General features: G+C 45.9%; 11 protein-coding genes and 1 tRNA gene. 8 read left to right on the plus strand and 4 right to left on the minus strand.

Going from position 1 to position 14996, the window contains the following annotated elements; all coding sequences use genetic code 11:
• Positions 1-123 precede the first annotated feature (123 nt).
• From AB1757_06410 to xth, 4 genes are all read left to right on the plus strand, one after another.
• The gene (locus AB1757_06410; protein MEW6126655.1) at positions 124-759 is read left to right on the plus strand and encodes a DinB family protein; all 636 of its coding nucleotides are present in this window, start codon (positions 124-126) and stop codon (positions 757-759) included.
• A gap of 82 nt (positions 760-841) precedes the next feature.
• Positions 842-1093: a type II toxin-antitoxin system Phd/YefM family antitoxin gene (locus AB1757_06415; GenBank protein ID MEW6126656.1), complete on the plus strand. Its 252-nt coding sequence runs from the start codon at positions 842-844 to the stop codon at positions 1091-1093.
• On the plus strand, positions 1060-1359 hold the full coding sequence (locus tag AB1757_06420) for a type II toxin-antitoxin system RelE/ParE family toxin (GenBank protein ID MEW6126657.1): 300 nt from the start codon (positions 1060-1062) through the stop codon (positions 1357-1359). Before AB1757_06415 ends, AB1757_06420 begins: the two co-directional genes overlap by 34 nt.
• 16 nt (positions 1360-1375) lie before the next feature.
• Positions 1376-2143, plus strand: coding sequence for an exodeoxyribonuclease III (gene xth, locus AB1757_06425; GenBank protein MEW6126658.1), 768 nt, complete (start codon positions 1376-1378; stop codon positions 2141-2143).
• A 215-nt stretch (positions 2144-2358) separates the two neighbouring features.
• On the opposite strand, the gene AB1757_06430 is transcribed toward xth, so the two are convergent.
• The 3 genes from AB1757_06430 to AB1757_06440 all read right to left on the minus strand — a co-directional run bounded on the left by AB1757_06430 (position 2359) and on the right by AB1757_06440 (position 7038).
• A complete protein-coding gene (locus AB1757_06430; protein MEW6126659.1) occupies positions 2359-2931 on the minus strand; it encodes a porin family protein in 573 nt (190 codons plus the stop codon).
• Positions 2932-3212: 281 nt separating this feature from the next.
• A tRNA-Ser gene (locus tag AB1757_06435) sits at positions 3213-3306 on the minus strand.
• 69 nt (positions 3307-3375) lie between these two features.
• Positions 3376-7038 carry a P-loop NTPase fold protein gene (locus AB1757_06440; GenBank protein ID MEW6126660.1) on the minus strand — a complete coding sequence of 1221 codons (3663 nt, stop codon included), beginning with the start codon at positions 7036-7038 and terminating at the stop codon, positions 3376-3378.
• A gap of 342 nt (positions 7039-7380) precedes the next feature.
• On the opposite strand from AB1757_06440, the gene AB1757_06445 reads away from it, so the two are divergent.
• The 3 genes from AB1757_06445 (at position 7381) to AB1757_06455 (ending at position 12086) form a co-directional block, all read left to right on the plus strand.
• Positions 7381-9888 (plus strand): PBP1A family penicillin-binding protein, encoded by a 2508-nt coding sequence (locus AB1757_06445; protein MEW6126661.1) that lies wholly within the window; start codon positions 7381-7383, stop codon positions 9886-9888.
• A gap of 474 nt (positions 9889-10362) precedes the next feature.
• Positions 10363-11727 carry a magnesium transporter gene (gene mgtE, locus AB1757_06450; protein MEW6126662.1) on the plus strand — a complete coding sequence of 455 codons (1365 nt, stop codon included), beginning with the start codon at positions 10363-10365 and terminating at the stop codon, positions 11725-11727.
• A 2-nt stretch (positions 11728-11729) separates the two neighbouring features.
• Positions 11730-12086, plus strand: a complete 357-nt coding sequence (locus tag AB1757_06455) for a hypothetical protein (GenBank protein ID MEW6126663.1) — start codon at positions 11730-11732, stop codon at positions 12084-12086.
• Between the two features lie 140 nt (positions 12087-12226).
• Here AB1757_06455 and AB1757_06460 read toward each other — a convergent pair whose 3' ends face one another.
• A complete protein-coding gene (locus tag AB1757_06460; GenBank protein ID MEW6126664.1) occupies positions 12227-14449 on the minus strand; it encodes a winged helix-turn-helix domain-containing protein in 2223 nt (740 codons plus the stop codon).
• A 185-nt stretch (positions 14450-14634) separates the two neighbouring features.
• On the opposite strand from AB1757_06460, the gene AB1757_06465 reads away from it, so the two are divergent.
• On the plus strand, positions 14635-14988 hold the full coding sequence (locus AB1757_06465; GenBank protein MEW6126665.1) for a hypothetical protein: 354 nt from the start codon (positions 14635-14637) through the stop codon (positions 14986-14988).
• Positions 14989-14996 lie beyond the last annotated feature (8 nt).

Consider the following 14996-nt stretch of genomic DNA (forward strand, 5'->3'; position numbering starts at 1 on the left):
TGGAATCGTTGGAAAACGATAGACGTTGAGTAAGCGGTCTCTGACCGCGCAAACTTTGTCAGTACCGCCTAGGTTAGCGGCGGGTTTAATTCCAGACCAACCAAAACTCGGAGAGAAGAACCAATGAAGAAATTATCCGCGATATTGATATTCGTAGTTCTGCTTTCAGGCTTTGCAATGGGAGAATCTCCCAAATCAATGTCTGACCCGAAGATGACCAAGGAAGAACGCGCGTATGTCATCAAGGCTTTGCTTGATGCAGACCAGGAGACCCTTGCTGCGATTGAAAAATTGACCGACGCGCAATGGAATTTCCGACCTGCGCCATTCAAATGGACGGTTGGTGAAACCGCCGAACACATCGCGCTTGCCGAAGGCTTATTATTCGCTCAGGTTGAACGCGCCCTTGCCGCGCCGGAAAATGCCGATTGGGAAACTAAAACGGCAAATAAAATGCAAATCATTGAAGGACCGCTTGCCAAACGTCAGGGCAGAGCGCAAGCGCCGGAACCGATTCAACCGATGAAGCGCAATATGTCGCGCCCGGAGATAATGAAACTCTTGAAAGAGAATCGCGCCAAGAGTTTGAAATTTGCGCGGGAAACCGACGCCAATATGAAGTCGCACACGCTTGATCATCCGTTCCCGATTTTCGGAACCCTGAATGCCTATCAATGGTTGTTGTATATCCCTATGCACAGCCTGCGTCATAACAAACAGATTGTCGAAATCAAAGCCAATCCCAATTTCCCGAAGTAACAAATATTACGTTGATAACATAAGTGCCAAAGTGTACACTTTGAGTTGTAAATAGTGAACCATCGTGGAATTGAAACAAAGGATGAATATTTCAACCAAAGAAGCAAGAGAGCAACTCTCTGACTTAATCAGTCGGGCTGCTTTTGCTAAAGAACGTATCATCTTAACGCGACACGGCAAGGCTGTGGCAGCTGTTGTGCCCATTGAAGATTATGATCTTCTCGAACAAATAGAGGATCGTATTGACCTTGAAGAGGCTCGTGCCGTGTTAGCCGAGACAAAGAAAAAAGGCACAATTCCATGGGAAAAACTAAAAGCGGAACTAGACCTCTAACCAATCAGGTTTACAAAATTGAATTTTCGCGCAAAGCCGAACGAGATTTCAAAAACCTGGAAAAATCTGTTCAAACCAGACTCAAACCGAAAATAGATTCGCTGGCTAAAAATCCTCGCCCTTCTGGTGTTAAAAAATTGGAGGGTGAAGAAGACCTCTACCGTGTCCGTGTCGGTGACTACCGAATTATTTATCAAATCCAAGATGACAAATTAATCGTTCTGGTTGTTAAAATTGGTGATCGGAAAGAGATTTACAAAAAATGATGAACAGGAATTAAAAATGAAAATAGCGACCTGGAATGTGAATTCGATAGCGGCGCGATTGCCGGTTGTCTTGCAGTGGATTGAATCCGCTGCGCCGGATGTTTTATGCCTACAGGAAATCAAATGCCTCGATGAAAAATTTCCGCGTGAAGAGTTTATGATGCGCGGCTACACGGTTGAAACCCACGGGCAGAAAACCTACAACGGCGTAGCGATTTTATCGAAGACCGAAAGCGAAGATGTGCGGCGCGGTTTTCCGCAAGATGATGACACGGCACAGGCGCGGATGATTGCCGCCATCGTTTCGGGCATTCGCATCATTAACGTTTATGTGCCGAACGGGCAGGCTATCGGCACGGACAAATACGGTTATAAACTTGACTGGTTGAAACGCCTCAGAAGATTTCTGGATACGACCTGCGATAAAAATTCACCGGTGTTGATGTGCGGCGATTTCAATGTCGCGCCCGAAGACATAGATGTTCACGACCCGAAGGCTTGGGAAGGGCAGGTGTTGGTGAGTCCGCAGGAACGCGAGGCGCTCAAGGAAGTGACGGACTGGGGCTTCATTGACATCTTTCGTAGCTTCAATCAGGAAGTGCAGGAATATTCGTGGTGGGATTATCGGGCGATGGCTTTTCGCCGCAATATGGGGCTGCGCATTGACCACATCTGGGTGACTGAACCGCTCGCAGCGCGATGCAAAGAGGTCTTCATTGATAAAGAGCCGCGCAAATGGGAACGCCCATCCGATCACACTCCGGTTGTGGTTATTGTTGAATGAACCGGCAATAACAGTAACCGGTCAGTCGCTCAAAAGTGACCGCAGCCGTCGATTCACAAATTATTTTTGTGTGACGGTGTTATTGGTGATGTTTGTGAGAAATATTATTGGCAATGAGAAGAAATGAATTTGAGAAGATCACCTTAAATCCTAATCTTCTCATTATCAAAAATGGTTCTCACAAACATCACCCACGACACAAAATTCCTCAACACTTACCAGTGATAGCTCACCGAGACCGAACCCCGCAAAACGCTGAAAGGCGCTTCGACTGAGCGCAAGCGGCTGCTGTCAGGGTAGCCGACGAAGACTCTGAATTCCGGGCGAATGGAGATATGTTTGTTCAGAAAAACTCTCAGTCCCGCGCCGAAATTGAATGCTCCGCCGCTTGAACTGACTTCGGGTGTAAACGGGTCTTCGGGGAACCGCGACCGATTTTGATGATTGACGAACCCTGCGCCGCCAATCACATAAGGCTGAACCTGTTTGGTGGAAAAGTGATAAAGCAGATTTGCCGAAACAAAGGTGCCGGTTCCTTTAAAGACCACGCCGCTTCCGAAATTGCGTTCATGTCTGATGGTATTGATTGCGCCTTCGATTTGTAGTTTGGGTGTGATGCGGTAGCCAACGCCGCCGCCGAAATCAAGCCCGCTGCCAATGCCGCCTTCATCATCATAAGCTTTGCCGCCGCCGATGCTGCCGAATACTTCGCCTTTTGGCGTGTAATCCTGCGCCAAAACCGTAGATGAAAAAGTGAGGAAAATGAAAAATAAAATGACTCGATACATAAACCTTTACTCCTAAAATGTTTTACAAATCGCTGGGGCAAATGAAATTTGATTTTGAGTAGAGCAATGACCGTGCCGCGCCCTCGTTGATTCGTTAAAAGTTGTTTATCTGTTGGCGATTCGGTTGTTAGCAGGAAAGTCTTAACGAACGGTAAGCAAAGCGCAGATTCCACTGTGCAATTGAACCGTGACAGGTGAAAGAAAATTCGGACACCGCAAAGGTATCGCGGTAAACTTCCTTCAAAAATAAAACGGGGCTTATTAATAAGCCCCGTAAAAACTGGCGGAGGAGGAGGGATTCGAACCCTCGGTAAGAGTGTTAGCCCCTACAACGGTTTAGCAAACCGCCGCCTTCAGCCACTCGGCCACCCCTCCAAAAAATGAAGCCTCAGTATAGCCTACCGATTTCTATCCTTCAAGCTGAGGTTGGTTTGTTTGTAATCTTTAAAAAGTAAATTCCTCTTCGAGGATTTTGAGTAAAGGTTCGTTCAGTGGTGGAATCTCAAGCACCTTCGCAATGTTCACAATTTCTTTAGGGTTTTTTATTGTAAAATCATTTTCACCGCCTTCCATATGGAAGTTCGATATGACAAAAGCTTGGCTAACAAAGGCTGCTTCTGCTGTTGCCCAATCAACCTCAAATTCTTTTTGAGAGGGGCTTGCAGCCCACCCGTCGGATACCTCTCCCCGTCTGACTGCAACGCTTAGTACAGGTGCAATACTTTTAAGGCGTTTAATTTTAACTTTATCCCCGAAAGTATTTTTGTAGAGAATGTCACGCACGGTATCTCTAAACTTAGTGAATGATTTTGAATGTATTTTTAGTGAATCAAGATTTTGCTTTAATGCCTGTTCTAACCAAGCTAAGCCAACATCTGTGTTCTGATTCAAAATAGGTACAAATAAATCAGAAAGGACTCGTTCGTCTCCTTGAATAATTTCGGGACGGGTAATCTCTCTACCAAATAATTTTAGAAATAGATATGGAAACTCTCCGTTCCTCTCCAATGTAAGATTATATATTTTTTTACAAAGTATATTGCGTTCGGCAAAAGACGGTGATGAGTATTTGATTAAGAGGTTTTCTTCGGATTCCTGTAATCGAGCCAAAAATGAGCCAGATTCAGGGAGTTGAGAATTTAATATTAATGCGGACTGACCAAGTATTGCATCTTGAAAATTGGGTAAAGAAATAAGTTGATCGTTAATTGATAAACTGGCGATAAGTGTAAAAAGCTTGCCATCAGTTTGAAGGTCGGATAACCATTGCTCTTTGCTTATAGATTTTAAACCGCTTGAAACCCAGTTTATGAACTCATTATTTGAAAAACCATCATGATAAAGTATGAGTACATAAAATAAGACTTTATCCGAGTTAAATGAGAGTTTAGTCACTTCTATAAAACTTTCGGGGTTGTTGACTAATTGATTGATCAATTTACTTAAAGAAAGTTCTTCCAAGGAAGTTTCAAATCTCAAACTCTTTTGAAACCCTTTTAACTTACTATCTGGGATTAAGGCTTTAAACAAATCCCAGTTTTGATCAATGGTAGTTAAAGTAAAGAACATTGAGGAGGTTTCCTGGGAGGTAATGATTTTCAGACACTCAATTGCTAATGCCCCTTTGGTTGGGTCGCCATCAAACAGGTTAATAATTAACTGGGTTTCACCATAGTTTATAAGAATTTCTGCAAGTTTTTCTGAGAATACACTATATGCATTAATGGAGTTTTGCCCAAGCTCTTTCATCCAATCCTTAAATAATTGTGAAGGCGCTAAAAAATCGGGCGTAATTGATTTTGGATTATCACGAAGCAAAATAAAAAGACCTAGCCCTATAGTTTGATAATATTCTTGCGATATTGCTAAAGATTTCAGGTCGCCTTTTTCAAATAATGCTTTTATTTGTGCGACGAAGTTTTTATCTGAAGCTACTTGTTGGAGCACCTTACGGGAAAGTTCATCTTCTACACTTAATTCAACCATGCATCCTAACAAAGGGTTGAGTTCAAGGTAAGGTAAAGGATTGGGTGAACGTAGTCTTGTAGCCATCGGTTCAATAATGCCTTGTGAGAAAACATTTATATGGGCTTGCTTTAATGATTCTCGGATTTGTTTCAAAGCTGCAATAGCAGCCTCGACATTCTGGATGGGGTAAGGGTGCCCGTCAATTTGTTTGGCAAAATTTGATGAGATATTGCCTAGAATTTTAATTGTGAACTCTTCGCTAGAAAGCAGACTAAAAAGTCCTATAAGCCCTTGAGACATTTCATTATTTAGTGGTTGCCAAGTTGGGATTTTTAATGCAGTAGTTTTTATCGCATTTTTTATGAAGTCTATCTCTGTGGGAATTCTATGTTGGACTCTATCAGAAGGTGACAATGCTGCTCTTTTCTCTGGATTAAATATCCCGCTTTCATAAAGACAGTACGCAGCAGTTGCCAAGGTTTTATTATCTAACAATTTCCAATCTAAGTGATTGTCTAAAGCTTGCCAAAAACCATTGTCATAGTGGCTGCGATATAAATCCTGTACTTTTTCAACGCTGCCAATTTCAAAAGCCTCTTTAAGCGGATTCATTAAAACGATTTGTTTTGCAGTTTCCGCATCAACATTAAAGGCGAGTGCCGCAAGGTTATCTTTAGGCTTATCATCAAGGAACCCTTCAACGACTTGGTGAGGTAAATCTCCCTTCAATAACTCTTCTACAACATTGATATTGAGGCGACGAAGTAAGGCATAATATGCCAAGTGCGATAATGGGATTTTGTTACACCACTGCATATGTAAGGAACCGATTTGATTAACATATAAGATCAGTTGCCTTGGATTGGGCAAAATGTCCTGTTTATATAAAAACCAAACGTACAGCTTATAAATAATGTGAAATTCTGATTCTTGATGATTCGGAAAAGCCTTCTGGCAAAGTTTGAATAGGTAATCTTGCCAGTTTGATAGTACAGGCGGAGGAACTTCAAATCGGATTTGAAAACATTTATCCAAAAATGATAAAGCCAAAATGTTTTCATTCGCTTCGGCTTTTTTTATTGCCCTAGCATCATCTTTATTTACTGGTGAATTAACATTTTCCTGAGCATTTTGAGGTTTCGTAATTTCCTTTTTATTTTCGCTTCCAGTTTTGGGTTTATTCCATAAGCTTGAGATACCATCAAGGTCATACGGCATAATTATCCATAATCGTTTCAACCATTCATTATTAGTATGAGTTCGGGGACGAAGGAAAGTCTGTAAGGTCGCCCAAATCTTCAAAGCTTCTGAAGGAGCAATGCGATCAAGATTGTCCAGCACTAGGACGATTTTCCTATCGTCCTTGGTGAGTGCTGCTTTCATTATTTCCCCAAATATTTTTTCAAATTCAACTGATGTTGGGTTCGTGGTTTTATTTGTTTTGGTTTGTTCTTTGGAAATGGCTTTGTTAATTAACATCGTCCAGATTAACGAGCGGATTTCTAATGATTGAGCGTTTTTCTTGCAAAGTTTTTGATATATCGCACCTATAAATTGACATATTGCACCTATAAAAACGGCAAATAAGGGGCTGAGTGTAAGTGTCAAACCTATTAAAAATTTTCCCGAGAGTGATGAGGATAAATCTATCGTCAAATTGTCTTTCAGTGCAGCATTTAAAAAAGCTACCCCAATGGGAACCAAGAAGAAGAGAACAATAACAATCATCCCAAACATTGTCACATGAGGCTTGTTTTTTGTTTTTTTTATCTCTTTTCTTTGGGCAATGATTTCTTTTTGTTCGCTCCAATAGTTAGAATCGATCCAATTATTTTGAATTAAGTGATCAATTAACTCTTCGATAAAGGTTCTTCTTAATGGATCACCTTCATGCGCCCAAGCATCAAAAAGGAAGAATGTATAATTGGATTCGCCTACAAACTTGGAGCAGATTTGATTCACTATCGTAGTTTTACCTGACCCCCAGTTACCTTCAAGTCCAATAGCTTTTCCGCCCTTTTCTTCGTGGCGAATGATTTCTGCAATAGCATCAGCAATTCTTTCAACAGCAGGAAAGATATTATTGTCTGCGGGATCATCGGGGATTAAATAAGTTCTACAGGTTCCTTGCATACTCATTGAATTCCTCTAATCAGAAGGCGATATAATAAATGAGTTGCTTCGCTAAATTTGGATAATGATGTGTGCCAATATATTATTGTTAGAGAATAAAGGCAAATTTGTTATCCGATTTTCATTGTTGCTAATTTTAATTGACCTGTTTGAACCTGTGGCGGTTTGTGGCGGCTTACTTTCTTGTTTTCCTTAACGCGCCGATGGTAGAGTTAATTTGCTCTCAATGAATATAACTGCGACAAGTGAACAAACCTATTTTAAAGAGTCGGAATCAAACAGCCCCGAAATCAGTTTCCAAAAAGGTTGAACAAATTGGCAACAGTAACCCGAAGAGCAAATCCTAAAGTGATTAAAAAAGCGCCCGCAAAAAAAAGCCTCTGGCGACGCATCTTTTCGCCCGTCACGCTTTCCATTCTCGGTGTCTTGATTGCCATCGGTCTCGGCATTTTCGCTTATTTTTATCACACCTATTCGCAGATGATTGATGCGCGACTGCGCGGCGACATCACCATTCGCACGACGGGTCTTTATGCCGCGCCGCGTACCATTCGCACAGGGCAACAAAGCTGGTCACTCACGTCGCTTAAAACCTATCTCGACAGCATCGGCTATGTCGAAAACGGCAAACAGGCTGATGTCAAACGCGGGCGCTATGAAATCAAAGGCAACACCATCGAGATTCAAACCAGCAACTCGGCAATTATCAATAGCGTGCGCCAGTTTCCCAACATTGCCGTGACCTTCGCTAGTAGCGGCAAAGGGGTCGCGAAAATTACCGGTCTCGATAACAAAAAAAATCTCGATTCGACACTGCTTGAACCCGAACTCTTAACCGCCATATCCAACGATAAACAGAATCAACGACAAAAAATTGTCTCTTACAAAGACCTGCCAAAAGATTACATCAACGCGGTGGTTGCCATTGAAGACCGCCAGTTTTTCGAGCACAGCGGCATCAATGTTCGCGGCATTGCGCGCGCCTTGTGGCGCAACGTTGACGAAGGGCAGGTGCAGCAAGGCGGCTCTTCGATTACTCAACAACTGGTGAAAAACTTTTTTCTGTCATCAGAGCGCACCGTCAAACGCAAACTGCAAGAGATGATGATTGCCATCACCCTTGAAACCAAACTGTCGAAAGAAGAGATATTTCAACTCTATGCCAATGAAATTTTCATGGGGCAAAACGGCAGTTATTCGATTAACGGCGTAGGCGAAGCCGCCGAAGTCTATTTCAATAAAGATGTGTTGAATTTGAATTTGCAGGAGTGCGCCTTTTTAGCGGGCATCATTCGCGGACCAAGTCTCTATTCCCCATACAGCAATCCTGAGAAAGCCAAAGCCCGTCGCAATCAGGTTCTCGATTCGATGGTCGAAGCTAATTTCATTACCCGCGAACAAGCCGACAAAGCCAAAGCTACGGAACTCAAAATCGAACCCAAGCGCAAAGTTTTAAATTCCGACGCGCCGTTTTTTGTTGATTATTTACAGAAACAATTGAACGAAGAATTCGCCAGTCGCGATTTCAATCACGATTCTTATCGCGTCTTTACAACCATTGATATGGATTTGCAACGCGCCGCCGATAAGGCAGTAAGCGATGGACTGGCGGCGCTCGACCCGATATTTTCCAAACGCAAAAAAAATCCGGTGCCGCCGGGAACTCTGCAAGCGGCGCTCGTCGCGATGAATGCCAAGACCGGCGAAATTGTCGCCATGAGCGGCGGACGCGATTACAGCGCCTCGCAACTCAATCGCGCCGTTGAAGCCAATCGCCAACCGGGTTCGGTCTTCAAGCCCATCGTCTATGCCGCGGCGCTCAACACCGCTTTTGAAGACGCACAGGAAAATGTCATCACTCCGGCAACGGTTTTTCTTGATGCGCCGGAAACTTTTCTTTATGGCGGCGGCAAAACTTATCAGCCGGGAAATTTCGGCGATGTCTATTCCAATAAAGATGTGACGGTGCGCGATGCCTTGGTGCATTCATTGAATGTCGTCACGGTGCGCATTGCCGAGCGTGTCGGTTACAATCGGGTCTCACGGATGGCGGAAAAACTGGGATTGCCGCGCCCGCAAAATTTACCTTCGACGGCGCTCGGCGCAGCCGAAGCCACACCTTTGCAAGTCGCCTCGGCGTACACGGCATTCGCCAATGGCGGCAAACTCTCCGAAGCCCAGGTGATTAAACAGATCACCAATTCCGATGGCGGCTCAATCATCGAAGCCAAGAATCAAAAGCAACAGGTCTTGCGCCCGGAAATTTCCTGGTTGATGACATCAATCATGCAAGACGTGTTGGCGCGTGGCACAGCGGCGCGCGCCCGACAGATGGGCTTTACGGCGACAGCCGCAGGCAAGACCGGCACCTCGCGTGATGGTTGGTTTGCCGGATACACGCCCAATCTGGTTTGTGTTGTGTGGGTCGGCTTTGATGACAATTCCGAACTCGGACTCGAAGGCTCGAAATCGGCGCTGCCTATCTGGACAGCGTTTATGAAACAGGCGCTGGCTCTAAGACCTGACCTCGGCGGCAATGAATTTACCAAGCCCGATACGCTTACCAGCGCAGAGATTGACCCGGCAACCGGGCTTTTATCCGATGATACCTGTCCCAACCATCGCACAGAGTATTTTGTCGGCGGCACCGAACCGCAGATGACCTGTAGTTCAAAACCCGCGCAGGAAGGCGACGCGCCGCTCAAACCCGAAACCGAACCTCAACCCGAAGAACCCGCTGACCCGATAGATAAAATGAAAAAAATTATGAAGGAAGCGGCAAAGGATGGGCGCGAAGAACGCAAACCTAAAGCGGAAGAGAAGCCGCCGAATAAACCGGATAATCAGAAACCTTGACTTCAGTGATTAAAAACCAACAGAGAACGGAACAAACGGAAATAACGGAACAAACGGAAACGATATTGATTCTGAAATAATCGCCAGCCTTTTCCGCCTGTCGTTTGCCTTGATGAGTCCGCAAAGAGCGACCAATCATTGAATTAATTTCTGGTTTCCGTTTATTCCGTTATTTCTGTTTGTTCCGTATTCTCCCCCTTGCCTGATTGCCAGTCAGTTCACATTCTCAAAAAAAATTTTCACAAGAGGTATTTTTTTGTTTGCTCAAGGGTCTGCTTAATTGGGTAAACATCTCGGGTTCTCCTTCGGGGTGCGGGTAGTTTTATGCACCCCACTTTTTTATTTAGCCCTGCCAATTAAAAAGCCTGATTTCGTCATAAAACCTAAGATAAAATTTGCAATTTTCAAATCAGCCGTTAAAATCTTGGTGCATTTGTATGGATACAGATAGTAACAATTTAAGGAAAGTAGCTGATGCGAGACGACCGCCTCAAACTGATGCTCGATTCAATCGTTCGACTTGCGCGCCGTGGCGCTATGTCGAATGCCGTAAACCTGCTCACTAAACTCCGCCCGGTTGACATCGCCCAAATCCTCGGGCAACTGCAAACTCACGACCGCGAAATTCTTTTCAAAAGTTTCCTCGATAACGATTTAACCAAAGCCGCCGAAGCCCTTTCGGAAATTGAGACCGAAGACGCCGTTGAATTATTGGCTGGACTCAACCGCGAAGACGCGACCCGTTTATTGCAGGAATTGCCATCGGACGACGCGGCGGTGCTGGTTGCCGAAATGCCCGAAGAATCGCGCGAAGAGTTGCTTGAAGCCATGAAATTGGAACTCTCGACCGATGTGCAGGAGTTGCTCGGCTTTGCCGATGAAACCGCCGGTCGCATCATGACGCCCGATTTTTTTGCGCTGGATGAAGATTTAACCATTTCCGAAGCCATCACCGCTTTGCAGCGCCGTTCGGAAGATTTCGAGATGGCATTTTATTTATATGTCATCGATTCGCGCAATCATTTGCTGGGCGTCGTCAGTCTCCGGCAGTTGTTACTCAATCCGCCATCCACGCCGCTCAAAAAAATCATGATGGGCGACGTGATTAAAGTGACAACCGACACCGATCAGGAAGAGGTCGCGCGCGTCGTTGCGACCTATAACCTGCTGGCGATTCCCGTGGTTGACAGCGAAAATAAGCTCGTCGGCATTATCACGGTTGACGACATCATTGACGTTATTCGCGAAGAAGCCACCGAAGATATTTATGCGCTGGCGGGTGTGAATGCTGATGAACGCGCCTTTGGTGATTGGATGACCTCAATGAAATTGCGACTACCGTGGCTGGCATTGACGCTCGGTACGGCGCTTTTAGGTGTAGCAGTGGTGCAATTTTTTATCGGGACGATTCAAACGAATACCTGGCTTGCGGCGTTGATTCCGGTAGTCGTGACGATGGGAAGTTATGCTGCAACGCAAACCATGACGGTAGTCGTTCGCGGGTTGCAACTTGGCGAAATCGATTGGGAGAACAGTTGGCGCGTAATGGCTAAAGAATTACTGGTTGGTTTTGTGACCGGCGTGGCAATTGCGCTGTTGGTTTTTGGGGTCATTTGGTTGTGGTTTGATTTGCAACTTGGGGCAATCATCGGGGTGACCATGATTCCGAGTATTTTACTTGCGGGACTCATCGGTACATTGATTCCCGTGGTGCTTAAACGCTTTCACTTCGACCCGGCGCTGGCGTCTTCGGTGTTTGTGGTGACGCTTACCGACGTGTTGGCGTTATTCGGCTATCTTGGTATTGCCAGTTTATCAATCAAATATCTGGGCAAATAGCAATGTTCAATTCATCTGAAAGCGAACAAGAGGTTGAAAAATCTCTATTCCGGCAACGCATAAAGACGATTATTATCGGTTCGCTGCTGGCTGTCGTTTTAGGACTGGTCATCGTCAACACTTTCACCTACTTTCAATACGGCGGCACCATGTTCGACCGTTTTTTTGAAAAAAAATCGGAAGATAAAACCAGTCCCGATGCCGGCAGGTTCGCTTATGCCAAAGGCACGGGCGATTACCTCGGCATCATTCGCAGCGAAGGCAGACATCCAAGCCGTGGTTGGGTTTATTACATCGAACAACCCGGCGGACAGTTGATGGCAACCGCGAAAGAAAAGGTCGAAGTCCGCGACAAATAATTCGACCGCGTGTCGCCTGGCGATAGGCATACTTCGCTAAACGGAGCCGCTGGCAATTGATTTTACTTGAGGTTTTTCAGACGCGGTCAAAGACCGTTTGCTCAACCTCAGTAGCAAGCCGCGTTATTCTTAATGCCTGCCTATTGAAAATTAGAAAGCAACAAAAGATCAAACGTCCACAGTCGCCTGGTGATGACCAGATTTTTGCCATCCGCCGACAGGTCAAATATCAACCGTCCCTCAAGCTTCAAATCGGTAATGCGTTTGGCAGGGCTGCCGTCGAGCGGCTGCATCCAGATGTTTGAAAAGCCCTCCTGGTCAACTGCATACAACAGCGCCCGCCCATCGGCTGTCCAACGAGTCTCAGGCACCAAAGGAATATCCGGCGACAAGTCAAAGCTTTTTTCGAGTTGTCCGTTGTCAAATGAGATGACGAGAATTTTATGGCGATGGGTCGTTTTCGGGTCGCGGGCAAAAAAGGCGACGTGTTTGCCATCAGGCGAAATTGATGCACGGTTGGCTTGCCTGGCGAGAAAAACCGGCTGCCCGCCATCTATCGGAACTTTCCACAACGAGTAGGCTTTATCGCCCGGAGCCACAGAGTAATACATCACCCACTTGCTGTCGGGCGAACATTGAGGAAATTTTTCTCCACCGCCTGAAGTCAAGGGTATGGGATTGCTGCCATCGCTTTCCATTCGCCAGATATTGAAGGCATCAGCGCGATTGGACGCAAAGACGATATAGCGCCCATCGCGCGAAGCCGTTTGGTGTGTATCAACGCTGCTTTCGGAAGTCAGTCGCTGACTTCCTGTGCCATCGGCATTCATGCGCCAGATGTCCCAATTACCATTTTCGAGTGATGAATAAACGATTCGCCCATCAGCAGCAAAGCACACATCGGAATAATAGCCGGTTCCGAAGGTGAGTTTTTTCGCCGGGCTATTCTCGTTCAGCGGCGCTACCCAGAGTTCCGAAAGCAGTTGAGTTTGAATCGCGGCAATTTTTCTGGAATCGGCTGCCGAATTCAGGCTGAAATATTCTTTTGAGTCGTTGGTAACCCGATGGACTTCACCTTTCGGGTAAGAGACATACCAGACCTGTCCGGGTTGTGAATCAATCTCTTTAGCGGTTATCAACAATCCGCTGCCATCGGCGAGCCATTCCACCCAGCGTGTCCAAAACCATTTTTTGTTGGTGAGCGGGATTTGCTTGCCATCTGCGAGACTGATACCAATCAAACCGTTTTGCAGGTTAAAGGTTTCGCCGCAGCCAATCGTACAGGCAATCATTTTGCCATCAGGCGACCACGCCGGAACTTTGAAATAATCGGTAATCGGGCGAGTGGCAAGCTGGCGTTCTTCGCTGCCATCGGCATTGGCAATCATCAGCGCGCTTTCGCTTTCCGAATTGCGTATAAACACCATCTGCCGGTCATCGGGCGAAAGCGCAATAACCGCTTCGATTCCCTCAGCGAGTTTAGTCGATATGCCGCCAAGCGCGGGCATTTTATAAAGCACATTCTCGTGGTCGCCCACTTTCCGCTTCACCAGATAGAGGTAATTGCCATCGTGCGAAAAGGTCAGGCTGTTGTAGGTCGCAGCTTCCGGCGGCACAATCTGCTGGGCGCTGCCGGTCGCCAGTTGACGCAACCATAAACTATCGCGGTTGCCCTGCTTGACTGAATAAACCACATGCCTGCCATCGGGCGAAATGGTGGCGCGCGGGGTCGTGCCGGTGAGCGTCAGTTGATTGACCGTCAATTCTTGAAAAGGCGTTGAATGAGTCGCCCGCCAATAGCGTATGAACGCATAGGTGATCGCCGAAAGCAGGATCAGTGATACCGTCAAAAGCGCAACCATTCTTCTTTTATAAATTCGATATGGCTCCTTGACCTTGGGGAAGCTGCCGGTGGTTATCGTTGATGTGGGTGGCAGGTGGTTCGCAACTTCCGCTTCATCCGCTTCAAAGGTTTCGGCAATAGTGACGTGCGCTTCCCGGTTTTCGATAATCGTTACCTCTTCGTCAGTGAAGGGCACCTGCTTGACCTGGGCTACGAAACGATAGCCGAGACCCGGAACCGTAGCGATGAAGCGATTGTCATTGCGACTCTCACCGAAAATTTTTCTCAAGGTATAGATATTTTGTGTCAGGTTGTTTTCTTCAACCGCCGTATCAGGCCAAATCTTCTGCATCAACTCATCTTTTTCAATCGTCTTGCCGCTGCGTTCGGTGAGCGCCAGCAATAAATCAAACACCTTTGGGGCGAGCGGCACAATCTCGCCGCTGCGTAGTAGCCTGCGCTTGCCAACATCCATGCGAAACTCGCCAAATTCATAAAAGTTCTTTTTTTGCTGATACATAACTGTCTTGAGAAATTTCTTGAGAAACCCCTTGAGAAGATTTTTGAGAAGAATTTATCGGTTTCCTAAGTATTTCCTTGCCTTTGATGAACTAAGTTCTCTGACGCGATGAAGCAGTGGATTGACACCCTGCGGGAAAGTTAAAGCCGCGCTCATTGTAATGGAAATCAGTAGTCGGAGGCAATGTGAAGAAAGAGCGACACGTAGAAATCAAATTAAAGACCGAGCGCACCATTTCGATTAAATCAAGCCGGTCACTCACGACTTTTTGTGAACCGTGCGGCAAAGAGGTGCAGATGTTCACACCGGGACAGGCGGCGCTCATCAGCGGACTCACTTCACGCGAGGTCTACCATCGCGTCGAAGTCGGCGGCGTTCACTTCACCGAGACTGCTGAAGGATTGCTTCTGGTTTGTCTCGAATCGCTTCTCAGCTATCAATCCTCGCCAGGCGAATCGGGCATTGAAATCGAAGAACGCGATACCCCGACTCGACCGCTTCAAGAACCTTGTTCTTCAACAGAGCGCGAAAATCATTAACTCGCTGC

This window comes from Acidobacteriota bacterium (assembly GCA_040754075.1).
In the GTDB taxonomy this organism is placed as follows: domain Bacteria; phylum Acidobacteriota; class Blastocatellia; order UBA7656; family UBA7656; genus JBFMDH01.

Bases quoted from the DNA above. Each gene is read 5' to 3' on its own strand.
- AB1757_06410 (MEW6126655.1), top strand. From the start codon at position 124: ATGAAGAAATTATCCGCGATATTGATATTCGTAGTTCTGCTTTCAGGC.
- AB1757_06415 (MEW6126656.1), top strand. From the start codon at position 842: ATGAATATTTCAACCAAAGAAGCAAGAGAGCAACTCTCTGACTTAATC.
- AB1757_06420 (MEW6126657.1), top strand. From the start codon at position 1,060: ATGGGAAAAACTAAAAGCGGAACTAGACCTCTAACCAATCAGGTTTAC.
- xth (MEW6126658.1), top strand. From the start codon at position 1,376: ATGAAAATAGCGACCTGGAATGTGAATTCGATAGCGGCGCGATTGCCG.
- AB1757_06430 (MEW6126659.1), bottom strand. From the start codon at position 2,931: ATGTATCGAGTCATTTTATTTTTCATTTTCCTCACTTTTTCATCTACG.
- AB1757_06440 (MEW6126660.1), bottom strand. From the start codon at position 7,038: ATGAGTATGCAAGGAACCTGTAGAACTTATTTAATCCCCGATGATCCC.
- mgtE (MEW6126662.1), top strand. From the start codon at position 10,363: ATGCGAGACGACCGCCTCAAACTGATGCTCGATTCAATCGTTCGACTT.
- AB1757_06455 (MEW6126663.1), top strand. From the start codon at position 11,730: ATGTTCAATTCATCTGAAAGCGAACAAGAGGTTGAAAAATCTCTATTC.
- AB1757_06460 (MEW6126664.1), bottom strand. From the start codon at position 14,449: ATGTATCAGCAAAAAAAGAACTTTTATGAATTTGGCGAGTTTCGCATG.